Here is a 23,054-nt window from a genome sequence, read left to right as displayed (position 1 = left end):
TAATATGCCGGAGCATGGTTATTCGGCATATTATCAGTGTTCACACAGATTAAATCGTACTATTCCTTTCGCTGACGATGTCACTCACATACTCAACAAACTCAACTTCAAATCCTGCCGGGTCAATAAAGTAAATATTTTTCCGATGTGGGTGTTCTGCACCATCTTTTGCAATCTCGAATCCGGCATCAGTCAGGCGGGTAATGACAGCGTCAAGATTATTGGTGACATAAGCAAAATGCGCCAGCCCAACTTGGTGACCGGTTAAATCCCGGTTTTCTCCTTCGCCATTGTCACTGATCGCCAGATACTGATAATCGTCACCAAAGTGGAGCCATGTCCGGGATTTACCATACCAACTCGATACGCCCTGATCTCTGATATGCCAGTGTGGAAAAGCTGCCTGATAAAATTTCAGCATGGCAGGAACGTCATCTTTCCGGACAACCAGATTAACGTGTTCTAAATGAATCATCATGAACTCCTTATCTTATTTTGAGAATTGACTGCTAACAATATGATTGAGTTGGGTATCAGGATGTCTCGTTACTCATTATTGCTAACGCATGAGGAAATATAAAACCTCAAGTTAACTTGAGGTAAAGCATTTTTTTATTTTTTTGAGGCGTGCCGTATCAGAGGTTGTGTCCGTTCTGTCGATGTGGGGAACCGTAGATCAAGTGATTGAGTCAAATGTATTGTTCTGCGATGATAGGTTGGTTTCGATACGTCGTACTTCAATGCGTACCTCTGTACTGGAAGAAATACATCAATCGAGGAGAAATTTAAGATGGAATTTCCTATCCATGGTGCCTGTCAATGTGGTCAGGTCACCTACGAATTACTTGCTGCACCACAAAGAGTGATTGCTTGCCATTGTCAGGAGTGTCAAAAGCTGTCTAGTGCCCCTTTTAGTGTCACAGCGCTGGTTTCTGCTGAAAATATTCGTTTCTCCGGAGACATGAAAGAGTGGTGTCGAGTTGCAGAGAGTGGCAATACCAATGTTGCTAAATTCTGCCCGGAGTGTGGGGTGCGTATTTATCATGTGAATCCGGCAGAACCGGACGCGATTAAATTAAAATTGAAGCCAGCCGGATTGGCTGACGATACCCTTTTTACACCATCACGCCATATATGGACGAGTGAAAAATTGAGTTGGGATACCATTCCTGAAGGCATGCCGACAGCCGAAAAGCAGGCTTGAGCATGTTGTTTTGCTCACAAACGGTCCTGATTTTTAGTGGACATCACAAATCGATGGCAGCCATGAATGTGGCTGCCATCGTTGTCATTGAGCGTTGAAAAGCGAAAGTTGCAATCGGTCAGGTGAGCTGTCCAGACTCCCCACGGTTTAGTCTGTGGTGAGGCTGTTTGTGTGTTTATTCACGGGACATGCGTAGGACGACCTTGCCAGAGACTTTCAGTGCATCCTCAGCAACAACCAATGGTGAACCTTTAAAATCGATGGCCAATTGCTTTTCGGGTAATCGCTGAATATCGTTGACGGAATACAGACCATCGAAGTCGATGAGATAACTCCCGGAAACCGCTTGTTGTGCTTCCTGATCGACAATATAGGTATGACCGTCTTCACGAACCGCAATCACATTAGTGATGGATAGTTCATCCAATAAGAACTGCTCCAGTGTTATTGTCCCATTCTGGACCAGCTTGCCATTTTTTAGCCAAAAGAGATCAATCTCGATCAGCTTTTTGACCTCATGATTGTCTCCCTGATAGGCATGCGTTGCCGCATTTGGATAGGGTGTCCCTTCTCCCAATAACAGCCACTTTAAAGAAATACCTTTATGCAAATGAGACCGGATAGCCAGGTCGAATGGGCAGCTATTACGCTGATGCCAAGTCGTAATGGTTGAATAAGATATCTCGGCATTTTCTGCCAGAGCCCGTACGCTCTTGATATTTAAGACTTCTCTGATCCTATCAGTTACTTGTTTCCCTAACTGATAGTCAATTGTTGGTAATAAAACTTGTTTTTTATTCATATGCGATCAATAATGAACTCAATTGAGCATGAAAACAGAAGGGCAAGCCTGTTATCCATGCTGAACAAACAGTGCGAATCAGAATACCATCGATTGTAGGAGGGACGTAGTATCGAGTTGAATTTATTTCATATGCAAACATGTTCTGCGACCAGCGACAAACTTTCTTTAATAAAAGCTGTCTTCAGTGAAAAAGTTTTTCATCTGAAATCATGTAATTTGCTTGATTGTTAGTCCTTGTTATTCAGTCAGATAATGAGATGATATTTTCTCACGTGTGGTCGCTTCTCTGTAGAAGCGTTCGTGCGGTGTTATCTGATGTTTTTCAAGGAGGTCATCATGAAGGGGTATTACATCAGCTCGGATAAGAAGGAACTGAATTTCGATATTATTTATGGTTTTTTATCAACAAGTTATTGGGCTGACAATATTCCGGAGTCTGTACTTCGCAAAGCGATTGAAAATGCCTTTTGCTTTGGGGTGTATTTAGATTCAGGAGAACAGGTTGGTTTTGCCAGAGTGATCACGGATCAAGCCACTTTTGCTTATCTGGCAGATGTGTTTATTCTGGAAGCGCATCGCGGCAAAGGGTTGAGTAAATGGTTGATAGCAACGATCCTTGAGGCCCCCGACTTACAGGGGCTACGGCGTGTATTACTCACTACGAAAGATGCGCATGGCCTTTATGCTCAACATGGTTTTGTACAAGTTGAGCATCCCGAAAGGTTGATGCACATCTGGTACCCCTAGAAACTAAACAGTCTCACCTGTCTTATCGAGGGTCTCGGCCTGAGATTGTCTACGAGACATGAATAAGACAACTTTTCCGGCGACTTTGACGTCGGCTTCGTTGACTGTCAAAGCGGAACCATCAAAGTTCAGTGCCAGTTGTTTGCCCGGCAGACGTTGCAGCGCATTAATCGATAATAGGCCATCAACATTGAGCAGATAAGTGCCGCTGACTGCTCGGGTGGCTTCCTGATCAACCAGATAAGTCATATCCCCGTCACGAACTGCAATGACATTGGAAATCTCCAATTCATCTAAGAAGAACTGATCTAACGTCATCGTTCCCCGATCATTGAGTTGCCCATTCTTTAATGCAAACAAATCAATATGTACCAAACGTTTTGGCTCATCATTGACATGATATTCATGAGCGGCAGCATTCGGATAAGGATCACCTTCATCAAGTAGTAGCCACTTTAAAGAGATTCCTTTGTGTAAATGTAGTCTTATTGCCAGCTCATAAGGGCAGACATTCCGTTTATGCCAAGTCGCGAAAGTCGATGTCGGGACGTTGAGTTGCTCGGACAGAGCGCGCGTACTTTTGACGTTTAGTATGTTGCATAGTTTTTCTGTGACCTGCTTCCCAGCAAGATAGTCAAAAGGCGGCAATGAAACTTGTTTTTTACTCATATGCGATCAATAATATCCTCAAATGAGCATGAATGTAGAAAGGCAAGCCTGCATTACATGCTGAATAAACAATGACTTAACAGGATAACATGATGGCTTTTCTGCAAATAGCCTTAAATGCACTTTTTATGACGTCACTCCATAATCTACGCATTTGAATCAATAAAGTATTCAATTGCTATTTCCTATGATGGGGATATTCACAACCCGTTTTACGCGAAACCTATGCTGAATCGGATGATGACAACATTCTGCTGTCGATTCCGGTCGTTGCTTTGCCCTCATTTGAGGGCTTTTTTCCAGCTGGGGTTCAGCACTCAATGATTGAATGACAATTTGTATTAGGAATAATGATGATCAATGAATTCGATTTGGATACTGAAACGTTGGCAAGTGTCACTGAGCAACCTCGAAAGGGTCCTATTTACTGGAAACACTCACCTATATATTGGCCGGCGCTCTCTTCACAACAAGCGGCTCGGGAGATCCCGCTGAAGTTTGTCTCTGATAAGGTTGATATCACAATCTTATCTCCGAATGAATGGTGGGAATTTTTATCTCTGTTGTACCACCGCAAGTACCAGCATCCACCAGAACATCTCATGATGCCACCCTCTGATCCACTGGTGTTATGTGCCGAATTGGGGATTACGGCTTACGTGAAAAATTATAATCACGACACTTATTTGGTGTTACCGGAGTATCGGAAACATCTTATGACTTTACTTTCTGGTGACTACTTCCGCCATCGACATCCACAGATTTTGACATTAGGGCTGGGTGCTCTCAGTATTGAAACCGATATCTCTTTGGCAACCCATGTTATTTCATCGGTAGAAATATTAATCGGGGAATCGCTGCATATGTTGCAATACCTGATTAACGATGAACAACTGTTAAGTCAGTTAGGGCTTGGGCATCTGTCACTTCTGGCTCAATCGATCACCACTGCCGGCGCGTCTCTGTCTCTGGAAGAATCCTTTCCGGTTTCACTTTGCGTTGGTTTAGGTTTGGTGTTGGTCAGTATCGCTTCACCGGTGTGGGAGACCGAGCGTAAGACGCGGTTTTCACAGGCGATGGTTGATAAGATGTCAGAGCTTGTCATCAGTGAGGCTGAACTCCCGGAGTAGAGCATATGTATGACTGGTCAGTCTGCTCGGAAAATCAATCAGATATTGCGTTATCATAACGATGCACCATACTTAGTTTATACCAAAGCAGTCAATGCTAAATTCTGGAGCTAGGGATTATGGCTATCGGTTCATAACATTTTATTCTGATGGATGCTCTAAAGTGATACTGACCAGAAAATTTCCGAAACTATTTTTGTTTTATAGTCTACTGGTAGGAACATTTCTCTTTTTATTATCAACGCTTTATCGGGTTGAGTTGCATAAAGTCGATACAACCATGATAAATCATGCCAGTAACCAAATATCCAGTGCTAAAAAAGTACTTGAGAACGCTCTGAGATGGCGAGTGAGTGATTTGAATTTCTTTGAAAGGACACTCGTTGCTGCTGAGTTTGATCAATCCGGGCATCTGAAAACTGAAAATATCACATCGTTATGGCGTACCTTTATTCAATCTCGTCGAGTCTATACCGAAGTGAGATGGGTTGATTTTTCAGGGCAAGAACAAATTAAAATCAGTTACAGGGCAAGACAAATCTCAGTTGCTCAAGAAGAAGATTTAAACAATATCAGTAAAGTGTCTTACTTTAAGGATATTATGACATTCCCCCGAAAAAAAATATTTATTTCACCACTCAGCATTGATATGAAAGAAAGTGTTAATGCGATTAATGATGTACCCGTGTTGGTATTCGGTGAGAAGATAGAAAATATACCAAATAATAAAAACCTGAAAGGTGTACTCATTATCAGTTATAAAGTCGATAATTTATTGAGTCGGATGTATAACATTAATAACAATCTCTGGATTTCAAATAATATGGGTCAATGGTTTAAAATTGCCTCGGATAATTCACTTGAGAAAAGATACCAGTTGAAATATCAAGTTAGAATGCCAACCGACCATCTTCAAGTCTGGCATAAAATGAGTGCGGCAATTTCAGGAACATTCATTGATGACTACGAGTTTGGCGTCTTTGATACATTACTTCGAGTAGAGAAAAGTGGCAAGCTCCATGGCACGAGATTTTATCTCAGTGATGCAGAACGTCAATCATCTCACTATCCGTGGAAAATTATCTATTATATTGAAAGGAAACATTTAGATAATTTAAAAAAATCCATCCATGATCATCATATGGTAATGATCGGCGGATTTGCTATTTTCTTTATTTTATTTGGTTATTATATCTTTTCTATATACTTTAAATCACAGAAGACAATCAATAAGTTATTGGTGGCAAATACAATTATCGACAATTATGTAATTCATGCTACGGTGGATTTAAACGATTGTCTTGAATCTGTGTCTGAGGCTTTTTGTCAGGTCTCTGGCTATACCGCTGAAGCGCTAAAAGGTCAGTCCTATTATCGATTTTGTCACTCGGATATATCTGAAAACCTTCCTGCTGATATAAAAGATAATATTCTGGCAGATCAATCCTGGAGCGGAGAGATCAAAAAGCTCAGTAAAACCGGTGAGGTATATTGGGTACTTGCTTATATTGAACCGACTTATGACTTCAATAAGCGTCTGATTGGATACACCACTGTGGAGCAGAATATTACTGACCGCAAGCATCTTGAAGTGCTGTCTGTTACTGATCGGTTGACCGGGATGCATAACCGTTTGAAGCTGGATGAAACACTGGAGAGAGAAATATCCCGCGCGGACCGTCATAATCATCCTTTATCGATCATTATGTTTGATATCGATGATTTTAAAGTGGTAAACGATACCTTCGGCCATCAGGTCGGTGATGAAGTATTATGCAACATTGCCGAACTATTAAAACAACATGTGAGGAAGACCGATATTCCCGGCCGCTGGGGAGGCGAAGAGTTTCTGGTGGTATGCCCTGAAACCGATCACCATGGCGTCCGTATTTTGGCAGAAAAAATCCGCCAGTTATTTATGAATCATGATTTTAACGTGGTGGGACATTGCACTTGCAGCTTCGGAGTGGCGACACGTCAGGATAATGAAAATATCGAACAGATGATAGAACGTGCTGATATGGCCCTGTATACCGCTAAAGACAGAGGTAAAAACCGGGTTGAGTCAGGTGAGCGCCGACTGATTCAAATCCACCAGCATCAATGAGGAGTTATAGCTACTAAAGCTACGACTATCCTCATATGACAAACGCATGTTACCAATGCAGCATTGTGAATATCAACTCTATTGTCATTTAAAGTCCACATATTTGTGATTGATAGCCTCAGAATGAACATGAGGTGGATAAAAAACACATTGTGAACGGTTGACCATCGTGGCTTTAAAATATAAAAATAGCTCCATTTGAAAAACGAAACCTTTAGGGGCTGTTGACCTTTCGTGGTTGAATTTTGTTCAATCTGAACGGGTATTGATCGCGGCGTGGGGCATGCCGCTTAGCTATCCTAAGCAAATGACCCTTTTGCACCTTGGCTTATCTTGATATACGTGACTATTACCGGATTCACATCAATGATTCATTATGAAACTGGCGACACGATCAGTTCACAAAAACGTTGGCAGGTATAAACATGAAAAAAAATTATTCGGAATATTCCGAACAGGCGGTTAGGAATTTTATGGCTGACCTGTTTGAAACGTTCGATTCGCAACTGAAGGATAGTCAGGATCCTCGTGTTGAACTGGAATTCTTCGGTGGCACAATCGAAATTCGCTTACTCTCCTTTGAAGGTGTCTACAAACCTCAACTTGTCGCTCTGGAATCCGAGTCTTCCTAATCTTTTCCATGAGCAGAGAGACTTCAGGTGGTATTCCTGAAGTCTTACCTCTGATGAAACCTTGTAAACGTTATGCTTCTGTTGATGGATGAGATGTAGCATCAATGATTTCTAATGCAGTATGTAGCGCTGCCTGAAACTCACCGAAGCAATAATCTTCACCAATCAGTTGTATCACGCCGACTTTTTGTAATTTATACGTGACTCGGGCATTGGCGCCGGAGATCATCACTTGGATATTCCGGCGTCTGAAATCCTGAACCATTTCTTCCAGTGTCTGTAAGCCAGTCATATCCATAAACGGCACCCACTTCAGGCGTAATATCAGAATTTTCGGCTTGTCCGGAATGCTGTGCATGACACGTTCAAAGGCATCTGCGGCAGCAAAGAAAAATGGGCCTTCCAACGCATAAACCGCCAATTCCGGTGGCAACTGTGTGATGCCTTGATGTGCCAATTCATCAGCCAGTTCAACATTGGTACTGGCTTTGACTTCAACACTTGTTGCCATGCGTTTAACAAAGTGTAAAACAGCAAGAATGACCCCGATATTGACCGCCACAACCAGATCGGCGAAGACAGTCAGGAAGAAAGTGATCAGCAGAATTAGCACATCAGCTCTCGGAGCCCGCTTCAGGAGTTTAAAAAAGTGCCGGGCTTCACTCATATTCCATGCGACCACGAACAAAATCGCACTTAAGGTGGCAAGTGGAATATTGACTGCCAGCGGAGCGAGCAGAAGCAGGATGATGATGAGAGTGGCGGTGTGGACAAGGCCAGCCAGCGGACTATTACCACCGTTACGGATGTTGGTCGCCGTCCGGGCGATGGCTCCTGTTGCAGCAATGCCACCGAACAGGGGAGAGACCATATTCGCGATCCCCTGACCGATGAGTTCCTGATTGGAATTGTGTCTTGTCCCAGTCATCCCGTCTGCAACCACAGCAGATAAGAGTGACTCGATTGCTCCTAGCATGGCAATCGCGAAGGCAGGGCCGATCAACGGAATCAAATCAGCAAGACTCGCTTGTGGCAGCGTCATCGATGGTAATCCCTGAGGAATGCCGCCAAATGCAGTCCCGATAGTACGGATACCGTCGAGATGCAGCGTGTTCTGTAGCAGCGTCACGACCACCAGCGCCAGTAACGGACCGGGGACTTTGGTCAGTTTCGGGATCTTTGGCCCGTAAATGACAATCGCCAAAGACAACAGAGCCAACCCGGTTGTTTGCCAGTTTAATTGAGGGAAAGCGTGATAGATGGACAGCAGTTTTTGATGAAAGTGTTCACCATGAATTTGCGGTAAGCCGAAGAATTCCCGCCATTGTCCGACCCAGATAATGACCCCGATCCCGCTGGTAAAACCAATAATGACCGGATCAGGAATAAACCGAATAATGCTGCCAAGTTTGGTAATGCCCAACAGCAGCAGAAAAACACCTGCCATCATGGTTGCGATCTGTAAGCCACTGATACCGTAGTCATGAACAACACCGGACAATAACACGATAAAAGCACCCGTCGGCCCCGCAATTTGAATGCGCGACCCACCGAACAACGAAACAAGGATGCCGGCAATGATAGCGGTGTACAGACCTTGTTCCGGCTTTACACCGGATGCAATTGCAAACGCCATTGCTAAGGGTAAAGCGACCACGCCGACAATGACGCCAGCGCTAATATTTCGTAACCATTGAGAAGGATGAAAGAGCCCGGCTTTATAGGACTCATAACAGGCAATCATGACAATAACCTTTAAAAAAGAAAGGAGAACCGATCTTACAGCGATGTTTTACACTGTAAAGAGCAACTAGTAATAATTTCATGATTTCGGTATAAAACCAGTGAGGACAGCAAAATAGTCAACATGAACGTAACATCATCAATAAGAATCGCTGCCGTTTATTGTTCAGTCTGAGGAATGAAGTTATGAAAATATCAGTATTTAGCTCGAAAGCTTATGATCAGGCGTATTTCACCCAAGCCAATCAAGCATATGGATTCGAGCTTGAGTTTTACGAAGTCCGGTTAGATCAAAAGACCGCCAGACTCGCGCATAACAGTCCGGTTGTCTGTGCATTTGTGAATGATGATCTGTCTGAGCCGGTGCTACAGACCTTAGCTGCAAATGGCACCCGATTATTGGCAATGCGCTGTGCGGGTTATAACAATGTCGATCTGGAAGCTGCCAAAAAGCACAACATCACGGTGGTTCGGGTACCGGCATATTCACCTGAAGCCGTGGCTGAACATACCGTCGGTTTAATGATGACTCTGAACCGACGGATTCATAAAGCCTATCAACGCACCCGAGATGCCAATTTTTCACTCGATGGGTTAGTCGGGTTCAACATGTATGGTAAAACAGCCGGTATTATCGGAACCGGAAAAATTGGTGTGGCGACTTTGCGAATTCTGAAAGGATTCGGCATGCGCTTATTAGTGCATGATCCCTATCAAAACCCTGCGGCACTTGAGCTCGGGGCAGAATATGTTGATTTAGACACACTATTACAAGCGTCGGATGTGATTAGTCTGCACTGTCCGCTATTCAAAGAAAATCACCACATGCTCGATGCTCAGGCTTTTGCCAAAATGAAAAAGGGCGTCATGATCATCAATACCAGTCGCGGCGCATTACTGAATGCACTTGATTCGATTGAAGCACTTAAACAAGGGGTTATCGGCTCTCTGGGGCTGGATGTTTACGAAGAAGAACAAGAACTGTTCTTTGAAGATAAATCCAATGTCGTGATTACCGATGATGTGTTCCGCCGTTTATCGGCTTGTCATAATGTTCTGTTTACCGGCCATCAGGCATTTCTGACTAAAGAAGCCTTATTATCGATCGCCAGTACGACATTCGACAATGTGAGCAGTTTCCAGCAGAACATTCGCAGTGGTAATGAGGTTGAGTTCGTTGTTGCAAAATAAAAATTACTTTGCATTTTGAGAATTTCATATGAGTTTCAGTGTATTGCGAATAGGTTTATATTTATACAAATCATTTAAAATCAAATGGTTAAATCAAAATTAAAAGTTGGCATGTATACTGCATTAATAACCATGACCCTTATTAAGCCGAGGGTCACCTAGCCAACTGACGTTGTTAGTGAACCTATTTTGTTCATATTGATAGCCAATCACAATTTTGTGGTTGGCTTTTTTTTGTTGAAAAAAATCGATAGTGGGTGGTTCGTTTCATTCTTTAGGCGTGAGTCATACTACAAAGAGAACATCTGGTCGTCGAACCGCACCAAAACCGATAAGCCAATAAAACAAACCGCCTTGATGAGCAGGGCCATATTTCATTGATGGACATGCTCTTCGTCTGGGAATGGAAGCCAAAACCAGAACTGATTTGATGGTGATTGCGGATGACTCCGATGAAGAGATGGAACTGTTGGCCAAAGCCGTTAACGCTGAATTTTCTGATGCCTGTCGGTTGGGAAGAATAGATAAAGCGCGCTCGGATGCCTATGTGAATCAGATTAAAGGTGGGATTGGATTCGTGGTAGTTTATCGCAATCCAAATCCATTCGGACCACGCTATAAAATCAAAAATTTGCCAAGGGATGAAATTTACTGGGACTGGTTTTCTGTGGAGTCGGACTGGTCAAATTGTCGGTGGGTGCTGTTTATGCTGGATTATATCTGTCTGGTGATAAATATTGGATTTCCTTTAGTGTCTGCTGCATTTTGGTCGTATAAGTATATTTATTCGGTTCTATGATATTTATATGCTCCACAACGAAGACCAGATAATGAGTGGGGTATACACGAATGGCTTAGAGACCTATTAGAAGATAGTCCAGAGATTCAGATGGCAATCCTATATCCCGTGGGTATAGGCATGTATATTGATTGCTGGTACAACTCGGCTTTAGTCAAACTGTTGCAACATCATATTTTAAAGATGTTCATTTGACTTTAGTGAACAGAAGGTCTGAAGTCGGGCTAGGGCACCTGAATACATCGCAATCTGAGAACTAACAGATAGAGTTTTGACTTGTCCACCTCACATATCTGCCAGTGATCTGCATTCAGATTTAAATATTTCCATATTGCCACCAATTGCATAATAATTTAATAATGATCATTAAAATGACAAGGATGAAATGATGGCAAAGGCAGTTAGAGTTGGAGATACAGGTACTGATCACGATGGTTTCCCTCCTACACCAGTGACTGCAGGCTCGCCTGACGTGAAATTTGATGGCATTCCTGCGGCGAGAGTTGGCGATCCATTGGCTTCTCACAGCAAGCCCAAACATCCTCCACATGGACGTAGTATTGCATCAGGCTCTTCTACGGTTTCTATTAATGGAAAGGCTGCTGCAATCACGGGTGGTGCAGTCAGTTGCGGTGGTGTTACCATTGGTGGAGGGACAGTTAACATTGGAGATGTTCCATCTAATGGGGGCGGAGGTGCTGCTCCAATGAATGTCGCTGCCACTAGGGCCATTACCGCTGTTTACTTTTCTTATGGACCAGATTGTCAACTCATCTCAGGAGCTTCTCGTCACTATACTGATATCAATGTGCATGCGAAAACAAGTGGTTATCTTCCCGGTGAAACTGTTTCCATCACGTTATCCGGACCGGTTAATAAGGTCGTTTCTGGCTATGTCGATGAAAATGGTGAAGTTTGTATAATAAATGCCCTTAAAGGTACTCGCTTGGAATTTGAAGGGAAGGACATGTAATGGGAAGTTTAACTGCAAGTGCTGGACACTCAGTAACGACAGTAGATATAAAGCGCCCTAAATTTTCAGATCTATGGTCTGCTTATTCTGAAGTTGGCTTCAAGTCTGCTCGAAAAGTGTATGAGCTAGTCGGTGGGAGAGTTTTGGAGCTATATATTGCTGATAGTGCAAGTTATGCGAATGCCTGTGCGCTAAGAATGAGTCGTGGTTTCAATTATGGAGGGTTTCTTGTTCCAAGTGGCACAATTATTGAAACCTATCCGATATATCGCGTCCGAGGTGCTGACAATAAAATCTATATTCTTCGAGTCAAAGATTTAGTGAAGTATATCGAGTTCAATTGGGGTAAGCCCGAATATGATATGAAACCTTCTGATATATCAGCGATATCTGGCAAAAAGGGACTGCTCATTACTGAAGTCAGCGGATGGAGCGATGCGTATGGACATGCAACACTCTGGGATGGCTCATCCACAGGAGACGGGAGTCGCTATCATGAGTTGAATTACTATAAAGAACATTATAATGGGACTGTTAGTCCCAATAAGGTAATGCTATGGGAACTAAAAGACTAATCTATCCTTTATTTTCAGTGGTACTATTTTTTTCAGTGGGATGTGCCACACATGTGGAGAACCTAAATGAGCAAGTGCTTGATGCTAGGAATAAACTAAAAGATTATGCACTGGTCTCTTGTCTGATTACGATTGATCCTGATAGCAAGTTGGCTGAAGACTTAAAATATAGCAAACGCTCTCTCTCTTTTATGGGCAATGGTGAGTATATGATTGTTCAAAATGAAGAGACGCTTGAAACGGAACACGATCCATACGCTGAGGCGGTAAACGTCCTGAACGGTGAGGCTAAGCAATCTCTGGGCTATATGAAAAATGGTCAAGCATCTGAAAGTTATGGGTGTTTTAAGGCTTATCAATCAAAAAAATTCAATGAATTCATTGCTGGTCAAGATGCATTTATAACCGCAAAGTAATGACTCCAAAGATTAGGAGTTGATTTCCTGACATGGATTTGATTCTCTGAAAAAAGTAGTACACAATTTCCACATTATGCAAAGCCACGTCCAAAAACGACGGGGCTTTTTATTGCGCGCAATTCAGGAATACCAAACGACATCAACCGATAGCTGCAAGGCTGTCGGTTTTTGTTGATAAATGAGTCTACGGTATTTTTATTATCAGGTTATGGGAGTCATGAGTGACTGATGATTACATGACAAAACCGACGACAATAAACCGCGCTTATCCAAAAACAAGCAAGAATTATATTATCCCTTGAACAATCATTTTGACGGCAAACAAGCTGAGTAACACTTTGATGATTTGAATCATCCGCTCATTATTGCTTCTTAAACGCAGCCTTGTACCTAAAAATGATCCCAACACCGCGCCGATAATCATATAAATAATCAAATTTAAATCAGTGAGCAAGCTTGCCGTGACAGTTAAATAGACCGGGATTTTGGCGAGGTGACTGATCGTCATAAACAATGAACTTGTTGCAATAATACTATCTTTCGACTTCAGTTGTTTGGTTAAGACATTTAAGGCCAAAGGGCCGGTTGCACCAACGACCAGTCCCAAACCTGTTTGCAAGAAACCAATCAAATAATAGCTTTCGTAGCGACTGACAAAAATTGAAAAACGAGAACTCCACAGGTTCAGTAGTATGTAGATACCAATTGCCAGCGGTATATAGTCGATAGGGATATATGACAGGCCATAGCCAATGCTCAGCGTACCGATGATTGAGCCGACTAAAAACTTAGGGAGTAGCACCCACTGCACATATTTGAGTGAGAAAAGCATTCGCGAAACGTTGCTTGCAAGTTGAACAACGCCATAGACAGGTATGATTAAATTGGGGCTTAGGAAGCTTGGAAAAACGGTAATCAGTAACATACCGCCACCGAATCCAATGGTTGCAGCAACCATTGATGTTAGTAATGTTAATAAACCTAATAAGTATTCGATTGTCCGTTTTCCCTGATGCGATGATGTCTGCCGTAGCAATCAATTCATATTGAGGTGCTTAACACAGTTGCTGTTATTTGAATGTTTTGATCAGATCTCGTGTCATAAAGCGGCTGTGCGGATCGTCTTGATAGTGAGCAAATGGCCCGCAATAACGGAAACCAAATTTTTCGTATAAGTTTCTGGCCGGGCGGAAGAAATCATGAGATCCCGTTTCAAGGCTAACGGTCTGATAGCCGCGCTCAGTGGCGATATCAAGTGCATGCATGAGCAGTTGCGTCGCGACACCGGATTGACGGGCGGCGCGTGAGGTTCGCATCGATTTCAGCTCAATATGTTCGGGGGTCAGTTGTTTGATAGCGAGACAACCTTGCAGTTCATTACCGAGCCAAGCGCTGAAGAAGGTTATCTCCGGGGATTTGAGTGCATCAACATCTAAGGCATGCGCGCTTTCCGCGGGTGAGGTCTCATACATATCTGCCAGATGCTCTTCGAGCAGTCTGATCACCTCGCTACCCGATAAATCATCAATTTTGATTTCCATATGCTGGATTGTCCTTTTATTTATATAACATTTACTTATATCACGTTAAATGAGAGGAAAGGCTCCTGAATGCCGTGCCAAAATTTATCGTTCACCACAAAAATCGTTATATATCAAAATGTCACACAGCACAAATTTCTGATGAATCGGAAACGTTGCTTGCAAGTTGAACAACGCCATAGACAGGTATGATTAAATTGGGGCTTAGGAAGCTTGGAAAAACGGTAATCAGTAACATACCGCCACCGAATCCAATGGTTGCAGCAACCATTGATGTTAGTAATGTTAATAAACCTAATAAGTATTCGATTGTCCGTTTTCCCTGATGCGATGATGTCTGCCGTAGCAATCAATTCATATTGAGGTGCTTAACACAGTTGCTGTTATTTGAATGTTTTGATCAGATCTCGTGTCATAAAGCGACTATGCGGATCGTCTTGATAGTGAGCAAATGGCCCGCAATAACGGAAACCAAATTTTTCGTATAAGTTTCTGGCCGGGCGGAAGAAATTATGAGATCCCGTTTCAAGGCTAACGGTCTGATAGCCGCGCTCAGTAGCGATATTAAGTGCATGCATAAGCAGTTGCGTCGCGACACCGGATTGACGGGCAGCGCGTGAGGTTCGCATCGATTTCAACTCAATATGCTCGGGGGTCAGTTGTTTGATGGCGAGACAACCTTGCAGTTCATTACCGAGCCAAGCGCTGAAGAAGGTTATCTCCGGGGATTTGAGTGCATCAACATCTAAGGCATGCACGCTTTCCGCGGGTGAGGTCTCATACATATCTGCCAGATGCTCTTCGAGCAGTCTGATCACTTCGCCACCCGATAAATCATCAATTTTGATTTCCATATGTTGGATTGTCCTTTTATTTATATAACATTTACTTATATCACGTTAAATGAGGGGAAGAGCGCACCTGAATGCCGTGCCAAAATTTATCGTTCACCACAAAAATCGTTATATATCAAAATGTCACACAGCACAAATTTCTGATGAATCGTTTTGGTGTATTGCTAACGACAGCCTTGTCAATTGATCAAAAAACCGATTTCTTTGATCTGCTGGTCAATCTCTTTAATGAAGTAACGCGCTAAGCGTTCTCCCGGAACGACGTCGCTGGTCTGCTTCCACACGATCTGAGCCACTTCATTGTTACGCAATACAGCCAGTATTTCTCGATCAAGGCTTAACGATGTGAAAAATTCATTTTCTTGCCATAACTTGAGAACATGTTCTTTATTATTGGGATCCTGCGCTTCTTCGTCTGTTTGATAAGCACAAAAAGCAGCCCAGTCTTGCCGGTTTGAAGCGTTGACAACGGCATCAATCATCGGCTGGGCGATGGCTATAATTTCTTCGTCCGTTTTACTGGTAATCGACATATCGTTTCTCCGTATGACTGATTTAATTGAGCAATTTCACTAAATACTTTGGCGATTCTACATATCCGTTTTGATCATAAAAGCGGTGTGCATCAACACGTCTGGCATGGCAATGGACTTCGATGCGATCACAGCCGCGCGCTTTTGCGATATCAACGGCATGAGACTCAAGCATAGTACCCACACCCTCGCCACGAGACGTTTCAGAGATACAAAAATAGCTGATGCGGCAAAAATCCCCGGGCAAAGCAAGCTGGGGTATGAAATGTAAAGCAATCACGCCAATAATTTCATGCTCTTTGACAGCAATCAGCAGTACGTCGTTGTCATGAGAGAGGAGTTGAGTCATCCGCTTTTCAATGAATGCCTCGGTTTCCGGGTAACCAAGAGACGCCAGCAGTGCAACAATGGCTGGTGCATCAGATAGTGTCGGTTCTTTGATATCGAGCATCAATCGCCTCCTTGCTTAAATCGAATTGTTTTCAATCTCTGAAAACAGGAGTGAATATATCGCAACTACTGTTTGAAAGCTTATTTGAAGCGGTTAGATATTGGAACCTTTATCTATGCTCCTTTTAGCCAGTTTATAAACCCATATGAACTTAGATTTATTTGGTTATGATCAGTCGATTGTACTGATTTGTAATGATGAGTCGGTTGGTGTTCACCCCAGCGCATTAATAATGCACTTTGACGGTTGATCCGGTCAGTGAAAGTTCGACGTTAATCCGTAGCGCCATTTGTTCTTTCAGATCCGCGACGTGGGAGATGATGCCGATCATCCGCCCGGTTTGTTGGAGATCTACCAGTAGCAATGATACGACACGATCAGCCCTAGCTTTGATCTGTTCAGATTGAATCGGATAGTGACTTAATCATTAAATGAATGAATAAGTGATAAAAGTTTCTGACACCATCTATCAAAAAATAAAACCAGTTGCATAATCAAGTTGTTGACATGTGTTCAATGTGATATTTGAAAACATCATTCATCGTTATTGGATCCAATAAAAGTTATGGCTAAAGCTGTTCGTGTCGGAGACACCGGAACTGCTCATGATGGATTTCCACCAACACCTGTCACCTCCGGCTCTCCCGACGTTTTCATTGATGGTATTCCCGCTGCTCGGGTTGGGGATCCACTCGCATCTCATTCCAAACCAAAGCATCCACCACATGCACGAAAAATATCATCGGGTTCTTCTACTGTGATGATTAACAACAAACCAGCAGCGATTACAGGCGGTTCGGTGAATTGTGGTGGGGTCACAATGGGAGGGGGTACGGTTAATATTGGTGATGAGGTCCCGCAACCACAACTGATGAAAAAATTGCATGATCGTGCCTTTATTATGAAAGATGAAACGGGACAACCGCTTCGGGATGTGGAATATCGTATTGTTGTTGATGGAGAGACAATTGCTCAGGGAAAAACCGATCACAGTGGACAGTTACCCGTCATAGATACAGGTACTCAGCCGAAAAAAGTCCAAATATTTATTAAGGAAATATAATGTCAGATACATCGGGCTGGGTACTGAAAAAAGAGGTTGTCTCGACCCCCGCCTCTACGCTTGATCCAGTGTCTATTTTGTTATCGTGTCAACATTCGGATGGTGCCTTACTGGTCGCTGAGTATATTATTGGTGAAATGAAAACAAATATTCAGAGTCAGACTTGTGAAACAATTCGATATTTGTTGGATTATAAGTATGAGCGGCTGAAGGAATGGCAGCAATTACCGTGGTATAAACAACTGTTTGCACCTATGCCGAGGCCTGACTTGATTACGGCAAGCGCATTGTGGTTCGAAAAAGTATATAAAGGGCATTCGTGGGATCATAAGCCATTAATTCGTGATAACCCAAGGTTAAAAGCTGTTGCGGTACATCGTAAATTATGGACATTAACGAAAGTACGAGCATATCGGCAAAATAAAAAACCGAATGATAAACCACCGACAGACTCTAAAAGTTATTGGCATAAATATAAAAGACATGATTATTTTTATGATATTTGGTCCAATGTGCATTATGGCTATGTTGGTTTGGCTTGCGGTTTTAGCCAAGAGCTTTTGTTACGAGGTGCAGGCGGAGCACAGTTTCTCGATAATATGACCACCTCGGGCGATGCCCCGGATGATGTGATTGCTGTGAAGGTCGGCTTCAAACTATATCAGGATTACGGTGATTCGTTAGCAACATTGACCCCATCGGAGTTAATGAAACGGTTGGAGCAAGCGAGTTTTTCTGATGCAGCTCGTGACATTCATTTATGTTTTCACCCCCACAGAAAAGAATTAGAAAATGAAAGCTAGTCCAGTCAAAATAATTCGAATGATTCTTTTATTGATATGCATCGGTTTTATCGTTGCTTTTTTCTTTCCGAAACGGATGTACATTCATTACAACAACCCAGACAAGCCGATACAGGTTTGGCTATATCAGTATGACGATACCTCAGAAATCAAAGAGGTTTCACAAGGGCCAGTGATGTTTGTCATTAAACGGCCATGGCTAGCAACTTTTTTCTCACCGGATATTTTGGCCTCAGTCAGTTGGTCTTACAAAAAGCAGCGTTCAGTGATTGATGCGCTGGATATGATCGCTGAACAAGGGCAACCTGATTTACACCATGTGTGTCGGTTGGATCTCTATCTTGACGACCATGCAAAACTGCTGCGCTATGAAGAGACCGACTTTCTGTTTTTGAATTTCTGTTGGTGAGTTTTGTAGATAAAACGGGACGTATTGCCCGCTTTCGACCGAAAAATAAAGAACCGTTAGGGCATGTCTTTACATTGCGTATGCAAGCATGAAGGTGTATCAGTGAGCCCTAATGACACTCAAATGTACCATTAGGGCAATATGCAATCATGACTCGGCTGATATTTCCCCCAGCGCTTAATGATGCACTTTGACGGTTGATCCGGTCAGTGAAGGTTCGACGTCAATCCGTAGCGCCATTTGCTCTTTCAGACCCGCGACGTGGGAGATGATGCCGATCATCCGCCCGGTTTGTTGGAGGTCTACCAATGTCTGGATCGCCAGATCGAGCGACTCCGGATCTAAGCTACCAAAACCCTCATCAATGAATAATGTTTCCAGTCGGATGCCACCACTGTAGGACTGCACCACATCAGACAAGCCCAAAGCGAGCGCCAGCGCAGCCATAAATGACTCCCCGCCGGACAGTGTTGCCACATCGCGGTTTTTACCGGTGTAACCATCTTCCACCATCAAATCGAGCCCCCGACCGGCAATGCCTTTGAACCCCTCCGTTTTCCGCACCAGCGTATAGCGACCTTTGCTCATTAAACTCAGCCGCTGAGAGGCTTGGATCAGGACGTCATCAAGTAATACCCCCAGCACAAAGCGGTGCAGGCTGACCCGGCTCCCCGTGTTACCTCTGGCAACATCATAGAGGGTGCCGTAGACCTGATATTCTTGTTCCAGTTTGGCATTTTTCGCATGTAACTGAGTCATATCCTGACGCACTTTCTCCAACCGTTCGAAGGTTGAATAGGTGGCGTCAAGTTGCTGGCGAGCGTCGCTATAGATTTGTTGGCTCTGCGTCAGGGTCGCGTCCAGTGCTGCTAAATCCGGTCTTTGGGCATCTTTTAAAGTTGTCGTTAAGTCAGCCAGTGTCTGTTCCAAGCGGGTTTGTGTCTGTTTGAACGCATCCAGATCTTGTTGCCAGCGCTGAATCTCCTGCTCGGTGCGTTGACTGTCGAGGTAGTGTTGTTCATCGTTGAAATGGCTTGCAGCCAACGCTTGGTGCCATTCAGCTTCTGCTGTGGTCAGGCGTGTTTTGGCCTGTTGCAGTAACTCCTGATTGGTTGTGATCTGGCTGTTAAGGTTCGCATAGGCCAGCGTTGCTTGTTGCAGCTCAGTCTGTGCGGTCGTGAATGTTTGGTTGAGCGTATCGATTTGCTGCTGGGTTGCCGCAATTTCCTGATCGACTTTAGTGACGCTGTCACATTTAGGGTCGATGGATTCACTGAGCTGGCGCAGTTGTTCCTGACTGGTACTCAACTGTGAATCGTTGACCACCATTTGCTGCTGGAGTTCGGTCAGTTTGTGTTCTCCGGCTTCGCAGCGTTGATTGAGTGTTGTGACGGCTTGCGCCATCTGTTCCAGATTGAGGGTGGATAAATATTGCAGGCGGTCATGTTTGGCCTGTAAATCTTGCTGGAGTTGTGCCGGTTGAATCGAGGCTTGTTCACCGAGTTGTGTGGTGAACTCATTCAGACGTTGTTCGGTCTGGCTAATGAGTGTCTGGTGTTGGTCCAGTTGTGCTGAGCATTGATGATAGTGTTGCCATGCCTGTTGCTGTTCAGCGCGGGCTTGCTGGATGTGTGCTTTGGTCACTTCAGTCTCGGTCAACAGTGCGGGGGACGGATGATCACAACTGCCGCAGACCGGACACGCCTCTCCGGACTGAAGTTTCTGAGCAAGAATGGCTGCTTGCGCACTGTGCCACTGCATTTCTAGCCGATCGGCTTGTTGCTGCGCCGCAGTAAAATCTTGCTGTGCCTGTTTGACCGCAGCCGTCTTTTGCGGCGTCTGTTCGAGTGCTTGCTGATGCTGTTTTCTGAGGGTGTCCAGTTGATTGAGATCCGTGGCTAAACGCTGCATCCGGGCAATATCAGCTTCAATCACTGGCTTTTCAGCCACTTCAGTTTGCGCTGTCTCCAATGCTTGGCGGGCTTGCTCGGCTTCGCGGACCAATTTTTCTTTATGGGTAAGATATTGGGTCTGAGTGGTCTCAAGCTTCTGTTTCTGGTTGATATATTCCGCGATTTTTGCTTCGAGTGCCTGCTTTTCAGTCAATTTGGTTTTGAGGCTTTCTAACTGATAGACCGTCTTGGTCAGTTCAGGGATCTGCTTGGCTTGTTCCGTCGCGTGATCGAGTGTGGCTTGTTTACGCTGTTGTTCCGTCTGTGCGGTGGTGCGAGCCTTCTCCTGAGCGCTGATTTTCTGCTGAAACTCGTCAGTCTGCTTGGCGGCATTGATTCGATTGACATAAGGTAGCTGGATTTTGGCCGCATTGCGCGCGGTATCAAGTTGTTGTTGCTTGGCTGCCATGAGCGCACTTTGTTCAAGGTGCGTGTTCAGAGCGGATTGTGCCTGGCTGAATCGGTCAAAATCCTGATTGAGCGTCTGGGCCTTGTGGATCTCGGATTTAGCCTGATTGAGTGCCGACAAGGCGTTCTGCTCTTGATGACGCGCCGCTTCGAGTTGTCGGGCAAGCTCGGTCTGCTGTTCGTCCAGTTCCTGCTCTGAAGTGACGCCTGCAACTTGTAATGCGCCGCGAATCTGATTATCGAATTCGTTTTTAGCCTGAGTGATATCGCTGGCCTTATCTTTGAGTGCAAACTCGATTTTCTTGTAGATATCGGTTTGAAACAGTTGGCCGAAAATGGCTTCCCGATCTTTAGAGCTGGCCAGTAATAGCTCGCGGAACTGACCTTGTGGCAGCACCATGACCTGACGAAACTGGGTGTCGTTGAGGCCGATCAAAGCCGTCACATCGGTTTTGACCTGTGTGGTTTTGGCGGTGATGAGTTTTTCTTCGTTCGTGATGTCGTACAGCGCTGCGCTGTGTTTGCGAACGGTGGTGCCTTCACCACGGCTTTTAGGCACTTGTTGTTCCGGGCTGCGGGTGACTCGATAGACTTTATCATGCAGCGCAAAAGTCAGGGTGATTTCAGTCGGGGTGTCTATACTCGCGAGATCACTGCGCATTTGGTTGCCCTGACGTTCATTGCCAGTGGTTTCGCCATACAGTGCAAAGCAGATCGCATCCAGAATCGAAGTCTTTCCTGAGCCGGTCGGGCCATTAATCAGAAACAGCGGATGACGCCCCAACTGCGTAAAATCAATCTGTTCTGTATGCGCAAAAGGGCCAAAGGCCTGCATTGTCAGTTTTAATGGTGTCATGCGAGTCTCTTACTGCCGGGTGAGTTGGTTGATAATGTCGCTGATAGCACGATCTTGTTCTGCCGATAAGTCGCAGTCTTGCACTTCAACAAAGAAATCACGGAACATGTCAATCTCGCTGCGCGACAGTCTGGCTGATGCCATTTCCTGTTCCACGCCAATTAGCATGCCCGGTTTTTCTAAATGCAGCACATTGGGATAGACGGCACGGAGTTTCTCCATCGGATTGAGGATGGCGTGTTTATCCATCAACCGGACCAGCAGATAATCAAGATGTTTCGGATCGGTCTTGCCCTGTTCGAGAATGGTGTTCAGTTCACCTTCGAGGATGCGCATTTCATGCGGTGCGGTCAGTTCGATATGTTCGGCAGACACAAAACCGTCCTGATTCAATTCAACCCGTGTAAATCCTTTCTTTTGATGTTGCTCACTGAAGCTGTACTTCATTAAAGAGCCGGAGTAGCGAATGTAAGGCGCACCTTTTTGCTGGGGCTGATGCAGATGGCCGAGGGCGACATAATCGAAATCGATGAAGTGTTCATGACTGACCCGATCTGAGCCCCCGATAGAGAGCGGCCTTTCTGACTCGGATTCAATCGCCCCATCGACAAAACAGTGACTGATGAGCACCTGTTTCTGGGTGGGGGAGGTGTGCTCGTGCACTTTGCGGGTCAGCAACTGGTGGGCGTCATCGTGCGTCGTAACTGAAGTTTGAAAGGCTGCGCGAACCGTTTCAGGATCACTGTAAGGAATGCCATAAAAGGCGACTTCACCGGCAGACTGACTCCGCAGGATCACCGGTTCCAGCATCTGTTTAAAGTCACTGATAATGTGTAATCCGGCATTTTTCATCTGTTCAGCCCCGAAACCGAGTCGTTCTGCACCGTCATGATTCCCCGGGATGAGAATCATGGGCGTATTCAGCGTGCCGCAAATCTGATGGATGACTTGATTCAATAGCTCGATGGCAACCGTTGGCGGGACGGAACGATCATAGATATCACCGGCAACAATCACCGCATCGACCGGATTTTCCTCAATAAAAGCAACCAATTGTGCCAAAACTGCGCTTTGATCGGCAATCAGTGAAACGTTGTGAAACTGGCGGCCAAGGTGCCAGTCTGAAGTATGGATAAATTTCATGGGTGTTGATTTCTTGATTCGTGGGCCAGAGCGGCATTGATAAAGTC

Annotated in this window: 24 protein-coding genes and 1 pseudogene; 13 read left to right on the top strand and 12 right to left on the bottom strand. The window is 44.4% G+C overall.

Features of this window, described 5'->3' with window-relative positions; genetic code table 11:
- Nucleotides 1-49 precede the first annotated feature (49 nt).
- Entirely contained in the window at nt 50-475 is a 426-nt protein-coding gene (locus BSQ33_RS18370; protein ID WP_088134873.1) for a VOC family protein, read from the bottom strand.
- 315 nt (nt 476-790) lie between these two features.
- Here BSQ33_RS18370 and BSQ33_RS18365 point away from each other — a divergent pair, with 315 nt between their 5' ends.
- Nucleotides 791-1,204 carry a GFA family protein gene (locus BSQ33_RS18365; RefSeq protein ID WP_088134872.1) on the top strand — a complete coding sequence of 138 codons (414 nt, stop codon included), beginning with the start codon at nt 791-793 and terminating at the stop codon, nt 1,202-1,204.
- Nucleotides 1,205-1,379: 175 nt separating this feature from the next.
- On the opposite strand, the gene BSQ33_RS18360 is transcribed toward BSQ33_RS18365, so the two are convergent.
- Nucleotides 1,380-2,006, bottom strand: a complete 627-nt coding sequence (locus BSQ33_RS18360) for a helix-turn-helix domain-containing protein (RefSeq protein WP_021019992.1) — start codon at nt 2,004-2,006, stop codon at nt 1,380-1,382.
- A gap of 339 nt (nt 2,007-2,345) precedes the next feature.
- Here BSQ33_RS18360 and BSQ33_RS18355 point away from each other — a divergent pair, with 339 nt between their 5' ends.
- Nucleotides 2,346-2,756: a GNAT family N-acetyltransferase gene (locus tag BSQ33_RS18355; protein WP_088134871.1), complete on the top strand. Its 411-nt coding sequence runs from the start codon at nt 2,346-2,348 to the stop codon at nt 2,754-2,756.
- A gap of 3 nt (nt 2,757-2,759) precedes the next feature.
- Here the strand turns inward: BSQ33_RS18355 and BSQ33_RS18350 are convergent, their stop codons facing one another.
- A complete protein-coding gene (locus BSQ33_RS18350; protein ID WP_021019990.1) occupies nt 2,760-3,425 on the bottom strand; it encodes a phage repressor protein CI in 666 nt (221 codons plus the stop codon).
- A 350-nt stretch (nt 3,426-3,775) separates the two neighbouring features.
- On the opposite strand from BSQ33_RS18350, the gene BSQ33_RS18345 reads away from it, so the two are divergent.
- From BSQ33_RS18345 to BSQ33_RS21685, 3 genes are all read left to right on the top strand, one after another.
- Nucleotides 3,776-4,555 carry a hypothetical protein gene (locus tag BSQ33_RS18345; protein ID WP_157721435.1) on the top strand — a complete coding sequence of 260 codons (780 nt, stop codon included), beginning with the start codon at nt 3,776-3,778 and terminating at the stop codon, nt 4,553-4,555.
- Between the two features lie 349 nt (nt 4,556-4,904).
- On the top strand, nt 4,905-6,662 hold the full coding sequence (locus BSQ33_RS18340) for a diguanylate cyclase (RefSeq protein ID WP_198298222.1): 1,758 nt from the start codon (nt 4,905-4,907) through the stop codon (nt 6,660-6,662).
- 425 nt (nt 6,663-7,087) lie between these two features.
- A complete protein-coding gene (locus BSQ33_RS21685; RefSeq protein ID WP_021019986.1) occupies nt 7,088-7,294 on the top strand; it encodes a hypothetical protein in 207 nt (68 codons plus the stop codon).
- Between the two features lie 70 nt (nt 7,295-7,364).
- Here BSQ33_RS21685 and BSQ33_RS18335 read toward each other — a convergent pair whose 3' ends face one another.
- Nucleotides 7,365-9,038, bottom strand: a complete 1,674-nt coding sequence (locus BSQ33_RS18335; RefSeq protein ID WP_021019985.1) for a SulP family inorganic anion transporter — start codon at nt 9,036-9,038, stop codon at nt 7,365-7,367.
- Between the two features lie 185 nt (nt 9,039-9,223).
- Between BSQ33_RS18335 and BSQ33_RS18330 the strand changes: the two genes are divergently transcribed.
- From BSQ33_RS18330 to BSQ33_RS18310, 5 genes and pseudogenes are all read left to right on the top strand, one after another.
- The gene (locus tag BSQ33_RS18330) at nt 9,224-10,228 is read left to right on the top strand and encodes a 2-hydroxyacid dehydrogenase (protein ID WP_088134868.1); all 1,005 of its coding nucleotides are present in this window, start codon (nt 9,224-9,226) and stop codon (nt 10,226-10,228) included.
- A 397-nt stretch (nt 10,229-10,625) separates the two neighbouring features.
- Nucleotides 10,626-10,937, top strand: a pseudogene (locus BSQ33_RS18325) (portal protein); the annotation flags it as partial.
- Nucleotides 10,938-11,415: 478 nt separating this feature from the next.
- Nucleotides 11,416-12,000, top strand: a complete 585-nt coding sequence (locus BSQ33_RS22180; RefSeq protein ID WP_332457875.1) for a type VI secretion system PAAR protein — start codon at nt 11,416-11,418, stop codon at nt 11,998-12,000.
- On the top strand, nt 12,000-12,575 hold the full coding sequence (locus BSQ33_RS18315) for a type VI secretion system amidase effector protein Tae4 (protein ID WP_088134867.1): 576 nt from the start codon (nt 12,000-12,002) through the stop codon (nt 12,573-12,575). The genes BSQ33_RS22180 and BSQ33_RS18315 overlap by 1 nt, the downstream gene beginning before the upstream one ends.
- The gene (locus tag BSQ33_RS18310; protein ID WP_232472027.1) at nt 12,557-12,991 is read left to right on the top strand and encodes a hypothetical protein; all 435 of its coding nucleotides are present in this window, start codon (nt 12,557-12,559) and stop codon (nt 12,989-12,991) included. Before BSQ33_RS18315 ends, BSQ33_RS18310 begins: the two co-directional genes overlap by 19 nt.
- Nucleotides 12,992-13,280: 289 nt before the next feature.
- Here BSQ33_RS18310 and BSQ33_RS18305 read toward each other — a convergent pair whose 3' ends face one another.
- The 6 genes from BSQ33_RS18305 to BSQ33_RS21680 form a co-directional block, all read right to left on the bottom strand.
- Nucleotides 13,281-14,030 carry a sulfite exporter TauE/SafE family protein gene (locus tag BSQ33_RS18305; RefSeq protein WP_232472026.1) on the bottom strand — a complete coding sequence of 250 codons (750 nt, stop codon included), beginning with the start codon at nt 14,028-14,030 and terminating at the stop codon, nt 13,281-13,283.
- Between the two features lie 34 nt (nt 14,031-14,064).
- Nucleotides 14,065-14,535 (bottom strand): GNAT family N-acetyltransferase, encoded by a 471-nt coding sequence (locus tag BSQ33_RS18300; protein ID WP_088134866.1) that lies wholly within the window; start codon nt 14,533-14,535, stop codon nt 14,065-14,067.
- Between the two features lie 383 nt (nt 14,536-14,918).
- Nucleotides 14,919-15,389 carry a GNAT family N-acetyltransferase gene (locus tag BSQ33_RS18295; RefSeq protein WP_088134865.1) on the bottom strand — a complete coding sequence of 157 codons (471 nt, stop codon included), beginning with the start codon at nt 15,387-15,389 and terminating at the stop codon, nt 14,919-14,921.
- A 179-nt stretch (nt 15,390-15,568) separates the two neighbouring features.
- Nucleotides 15,569-15,922, bottom strand: a complete 354-nt coding sequence (locus BSQ33_RS18290) for a hypothetical protein (protein WP_088134864.1) — start codon at nt 15,920-15,922, stop codon at nt 15,569-15,571.
- Between the two features lie 22 nt (nt 15,923-15,944).
- A complete protein-coding gene (locus BSQ33_RS18285; protein ID WP_088134863.1) occupies nt 15,945-16,373 on the bottom strand; it encodes a GNAT family N-acetyltransferase in 429 nt (142 codons plus the stop codon).
- Nucleotides 16,374-16,599: 226 nt separating this feature from the next.
- Complete coding sequence (locus BSQ33_RS21680) at nt 16,600-16,737, bottom strand: hypothetical protein (protein WP_157721433.1); 138 nt, start codon at nt 16,735-16,737, stop codon at nt 16,600-16,602.
- Between the two features lie 201 nt (nt 16,738-16,938).
- Between BSQ33_RS21680 and BSQ33_RS18280 the strand changes: the two genes are divergently transcribed.
- From BSQ33_RS18280 to BSQ33_RS18270, 3 genes are read left to right on the top strand one after another with little or no spacing between them, the layout of a single operon-like run.
- Entirely contained in the window at nt 16,939-17,436 is a 498-nt protein-coding gene (locus BSQ33_RS18280) for a type VI secretion system PAAR protein (RefSeq protein ID WP_088134862.1), read from the top strand.
- Nucleotides 17,436-18,239, top strand: a complete 804-nt coding sequence (locus tag BSQ33_RS18275; RefSeq protein WP_021019977.1) for a polymorphic toxin type 44 domain-containing protein — start codon at nt 17,436-17,438, stop codon at nt 18,237-18,239. Before BSQ33_RS18280 ends, BSQ33_RS18275 begins: the two co-directional genes overlap by 1 nt.
- A complete protein-coding gene (locus BSQ33_RS18270) occupies nt 18,229-18,648 on the top strand; it encodes a hypothetical protein (RefSeq protein ID WP_088134861.1) in 420 nt (139 codons plus the stop codon). Before BSQ33_RS18275 ends, BSQ33_RS18270 begins: the two co-directional genes overlap by 11 nt.
- A gap of 177 nt (nt 18,649-18,825) precedes the next feature.
- Here the strand turns inward: BSQ33_RS18270 and BSQ33_RS18265 are convergent, their stop codons facing one another.
- A complete protein-coding gene (locus BSQ33_RS18265) occupies nt 18,826-21,864 on the bottom strand; it encodes an AAA family ATPase (protein WP_088134860.1) in 3,039 nt (1,012 codons plus the stop codon).
- A gap of 9 nt (nt 21,865-21,873) precedes the next feature.
- A complete protein-coding gene (locus BSQ33_RS18260) occupies nt 21,874-23,007 on the bottom strand; it encodes an exonuclease SbcCD subunit D (RefSeq protein ID WP_021019974.1) in 1,134 nt (377 codons plus the stop codon).
- Nucleotides 23,008-23,054: the final 47 nt, after the last annotated feature.

Origin of the sequence: Vibrio gazogenes (assembly GCF_002196515.1) — a bacterium.
Lineage (GTDB): Bacteria > Pseudomonadota > Gammaproteobacteria > Enterobacterales > Vibrionaceae > Vibrio > Vibrio gazogenes_A.
This window is presented reverse-complemented; position numbering and strand designations above follow the sequence as displayed.

Coding starts and splice junctions, on each gene's coding strand:
- BSQ33_RS18370 (WP_088134873.1), bottom strand. CDS start 475: ATGATTCATTTAGAACACGTTAATCTGGTTGTCCGGAAAGATGACGTT.
- BSQ33_RS18365 (WP_088134872.1), top strand. CDS start 791: ATGGAATTTCCTATCCATGGTGCCTGTCAATGTGGTCAGGTCACCTAC.
- BSQ33_RS18360 (WP_021019992.1), bottom strand. CDS start 2,006: ATGAATAAAAAACAAGTTTTATTACCAACAATTGACTATCAGTTAGGG.
- BSQ33_RS18355 (WP_088134871.1), top strand. CDS start 2,346: ATGAAGGGGTATTACATCAGCTCGGATAAGAAGGAACTGAATTTCGAT.
- BSQ33_RS18350 (WP_021019990.1), bottom strand. CDS start 3,425: ATGAGTAAAAAACAAGTTTCATTGCCGCCTTTTGACTATCTTGCTGGG.
- BSQ33_RS18345 (WP_157721435.1), top strand. CDS start 3,776: ATGATGATCAATGAATTCGATTTGGATACTGAAACGTTGGCAAGTGTC.
- BSQ33_RS21685 (WP_021019986.1), top strand. CDS start 7,088: ATGAAAAAAAATTATTCGGAATATTCCGAACAGGCGGTTAGGAATTTT.
- BSQ33_RS18335 (WP_021019985.1), bottom strand. CDS start 9,038: ATGATTGCCTGTTATGAGTCCTATAAAGCCGGGCTCTTTCATCCTTCT.
- BSQ33_RS18330 (WP_088134868.1), top strand. CDS start 9,224: ATGAAAATATCAGTATTTAGCTCGAAAGCTTATGATCAGGCGTATTTC.
- BSQ33_RS22180 (WP_332457875.1), top strand. CDS start 11,416: ATGGCAAAGGCAGTTAGAGTTGGAGATACAGGTACTGATCACGATGGT.
- BSQ33_RS18315 (WP_088134867.1), top strand. CDS start 12,000: ATGGGAAGTTTAACTGCAAGTGCTGGACACTCAGTAACGACAGTAGAT.
- BSQ33_RS18310 (WP_232472027.1), top strand. CDS start 12,557: ATGGGAACTAAAAGACTAATCTATCCTTTATTTTCAGTGGTACTATTT.
- BSQ33_RS18300 (WP_088134866.1), bottom strand. CDS start 14,535: ATGGAAATCAAAATTGATGATTTATCGGGTAGCGAGGTGATCAGACTG.
- BSQ33_RS18295 (WP_088134865.1), bottom strand. CDS start 15,389: ATGGAAATCAAAATTGATGATTTATCGGGTGGCGAAGTGATCAGACTG.
- BSQ33_RS18290 (WP_088134864.1), bottom strand. CDS start 15,922: ATGTCGATTACCAGTAAAACGGACGAAGAAATTATAGCCATCGCCCAG.
- BSQ33_RS18285 (WP_088134863.1), bottom strand. CDS start 16,373: ATGCTCGATATCAAAGAACCGACACTATCTGATGCACCAGCCATTGTT.
- BSQ33_RS18280 (WP_088134862.1), top strand. CDS start 16,939: ATGGCTAAAGCTGTTCGTGTCGGAGACACCGGAACTGCTCATGATGGA.
- BSQ33_RS18275 (WP_021019977.1), top strand. CDS start 17,436: ATGTCAGATACATCGGGCTGGGTACTGAAAAAAGAGGTTGTCTCGACC.
- BSQ33_RS18270 (WP_088134861.1), top strand. CDS start 18,229: ATGAAAGCTAGTCCAGTCAAAATAATTCGAATGATTCTTTTATTGATA.
- BSQ33_RS18265 (WP_088134860.1), bottom strand. CDS start 21,864: ATGACACCATTAAAACTGACAATGCAGGCCTTTGGCCCTTTTGCGCAT.
- BSQ33_RS18260 (WP_021019974.1), bottom strand. CDS start 23,007: ATGAAATTTATCCATACTTCAGACTGGCACCTTGGCCGCCAGTTTCAC.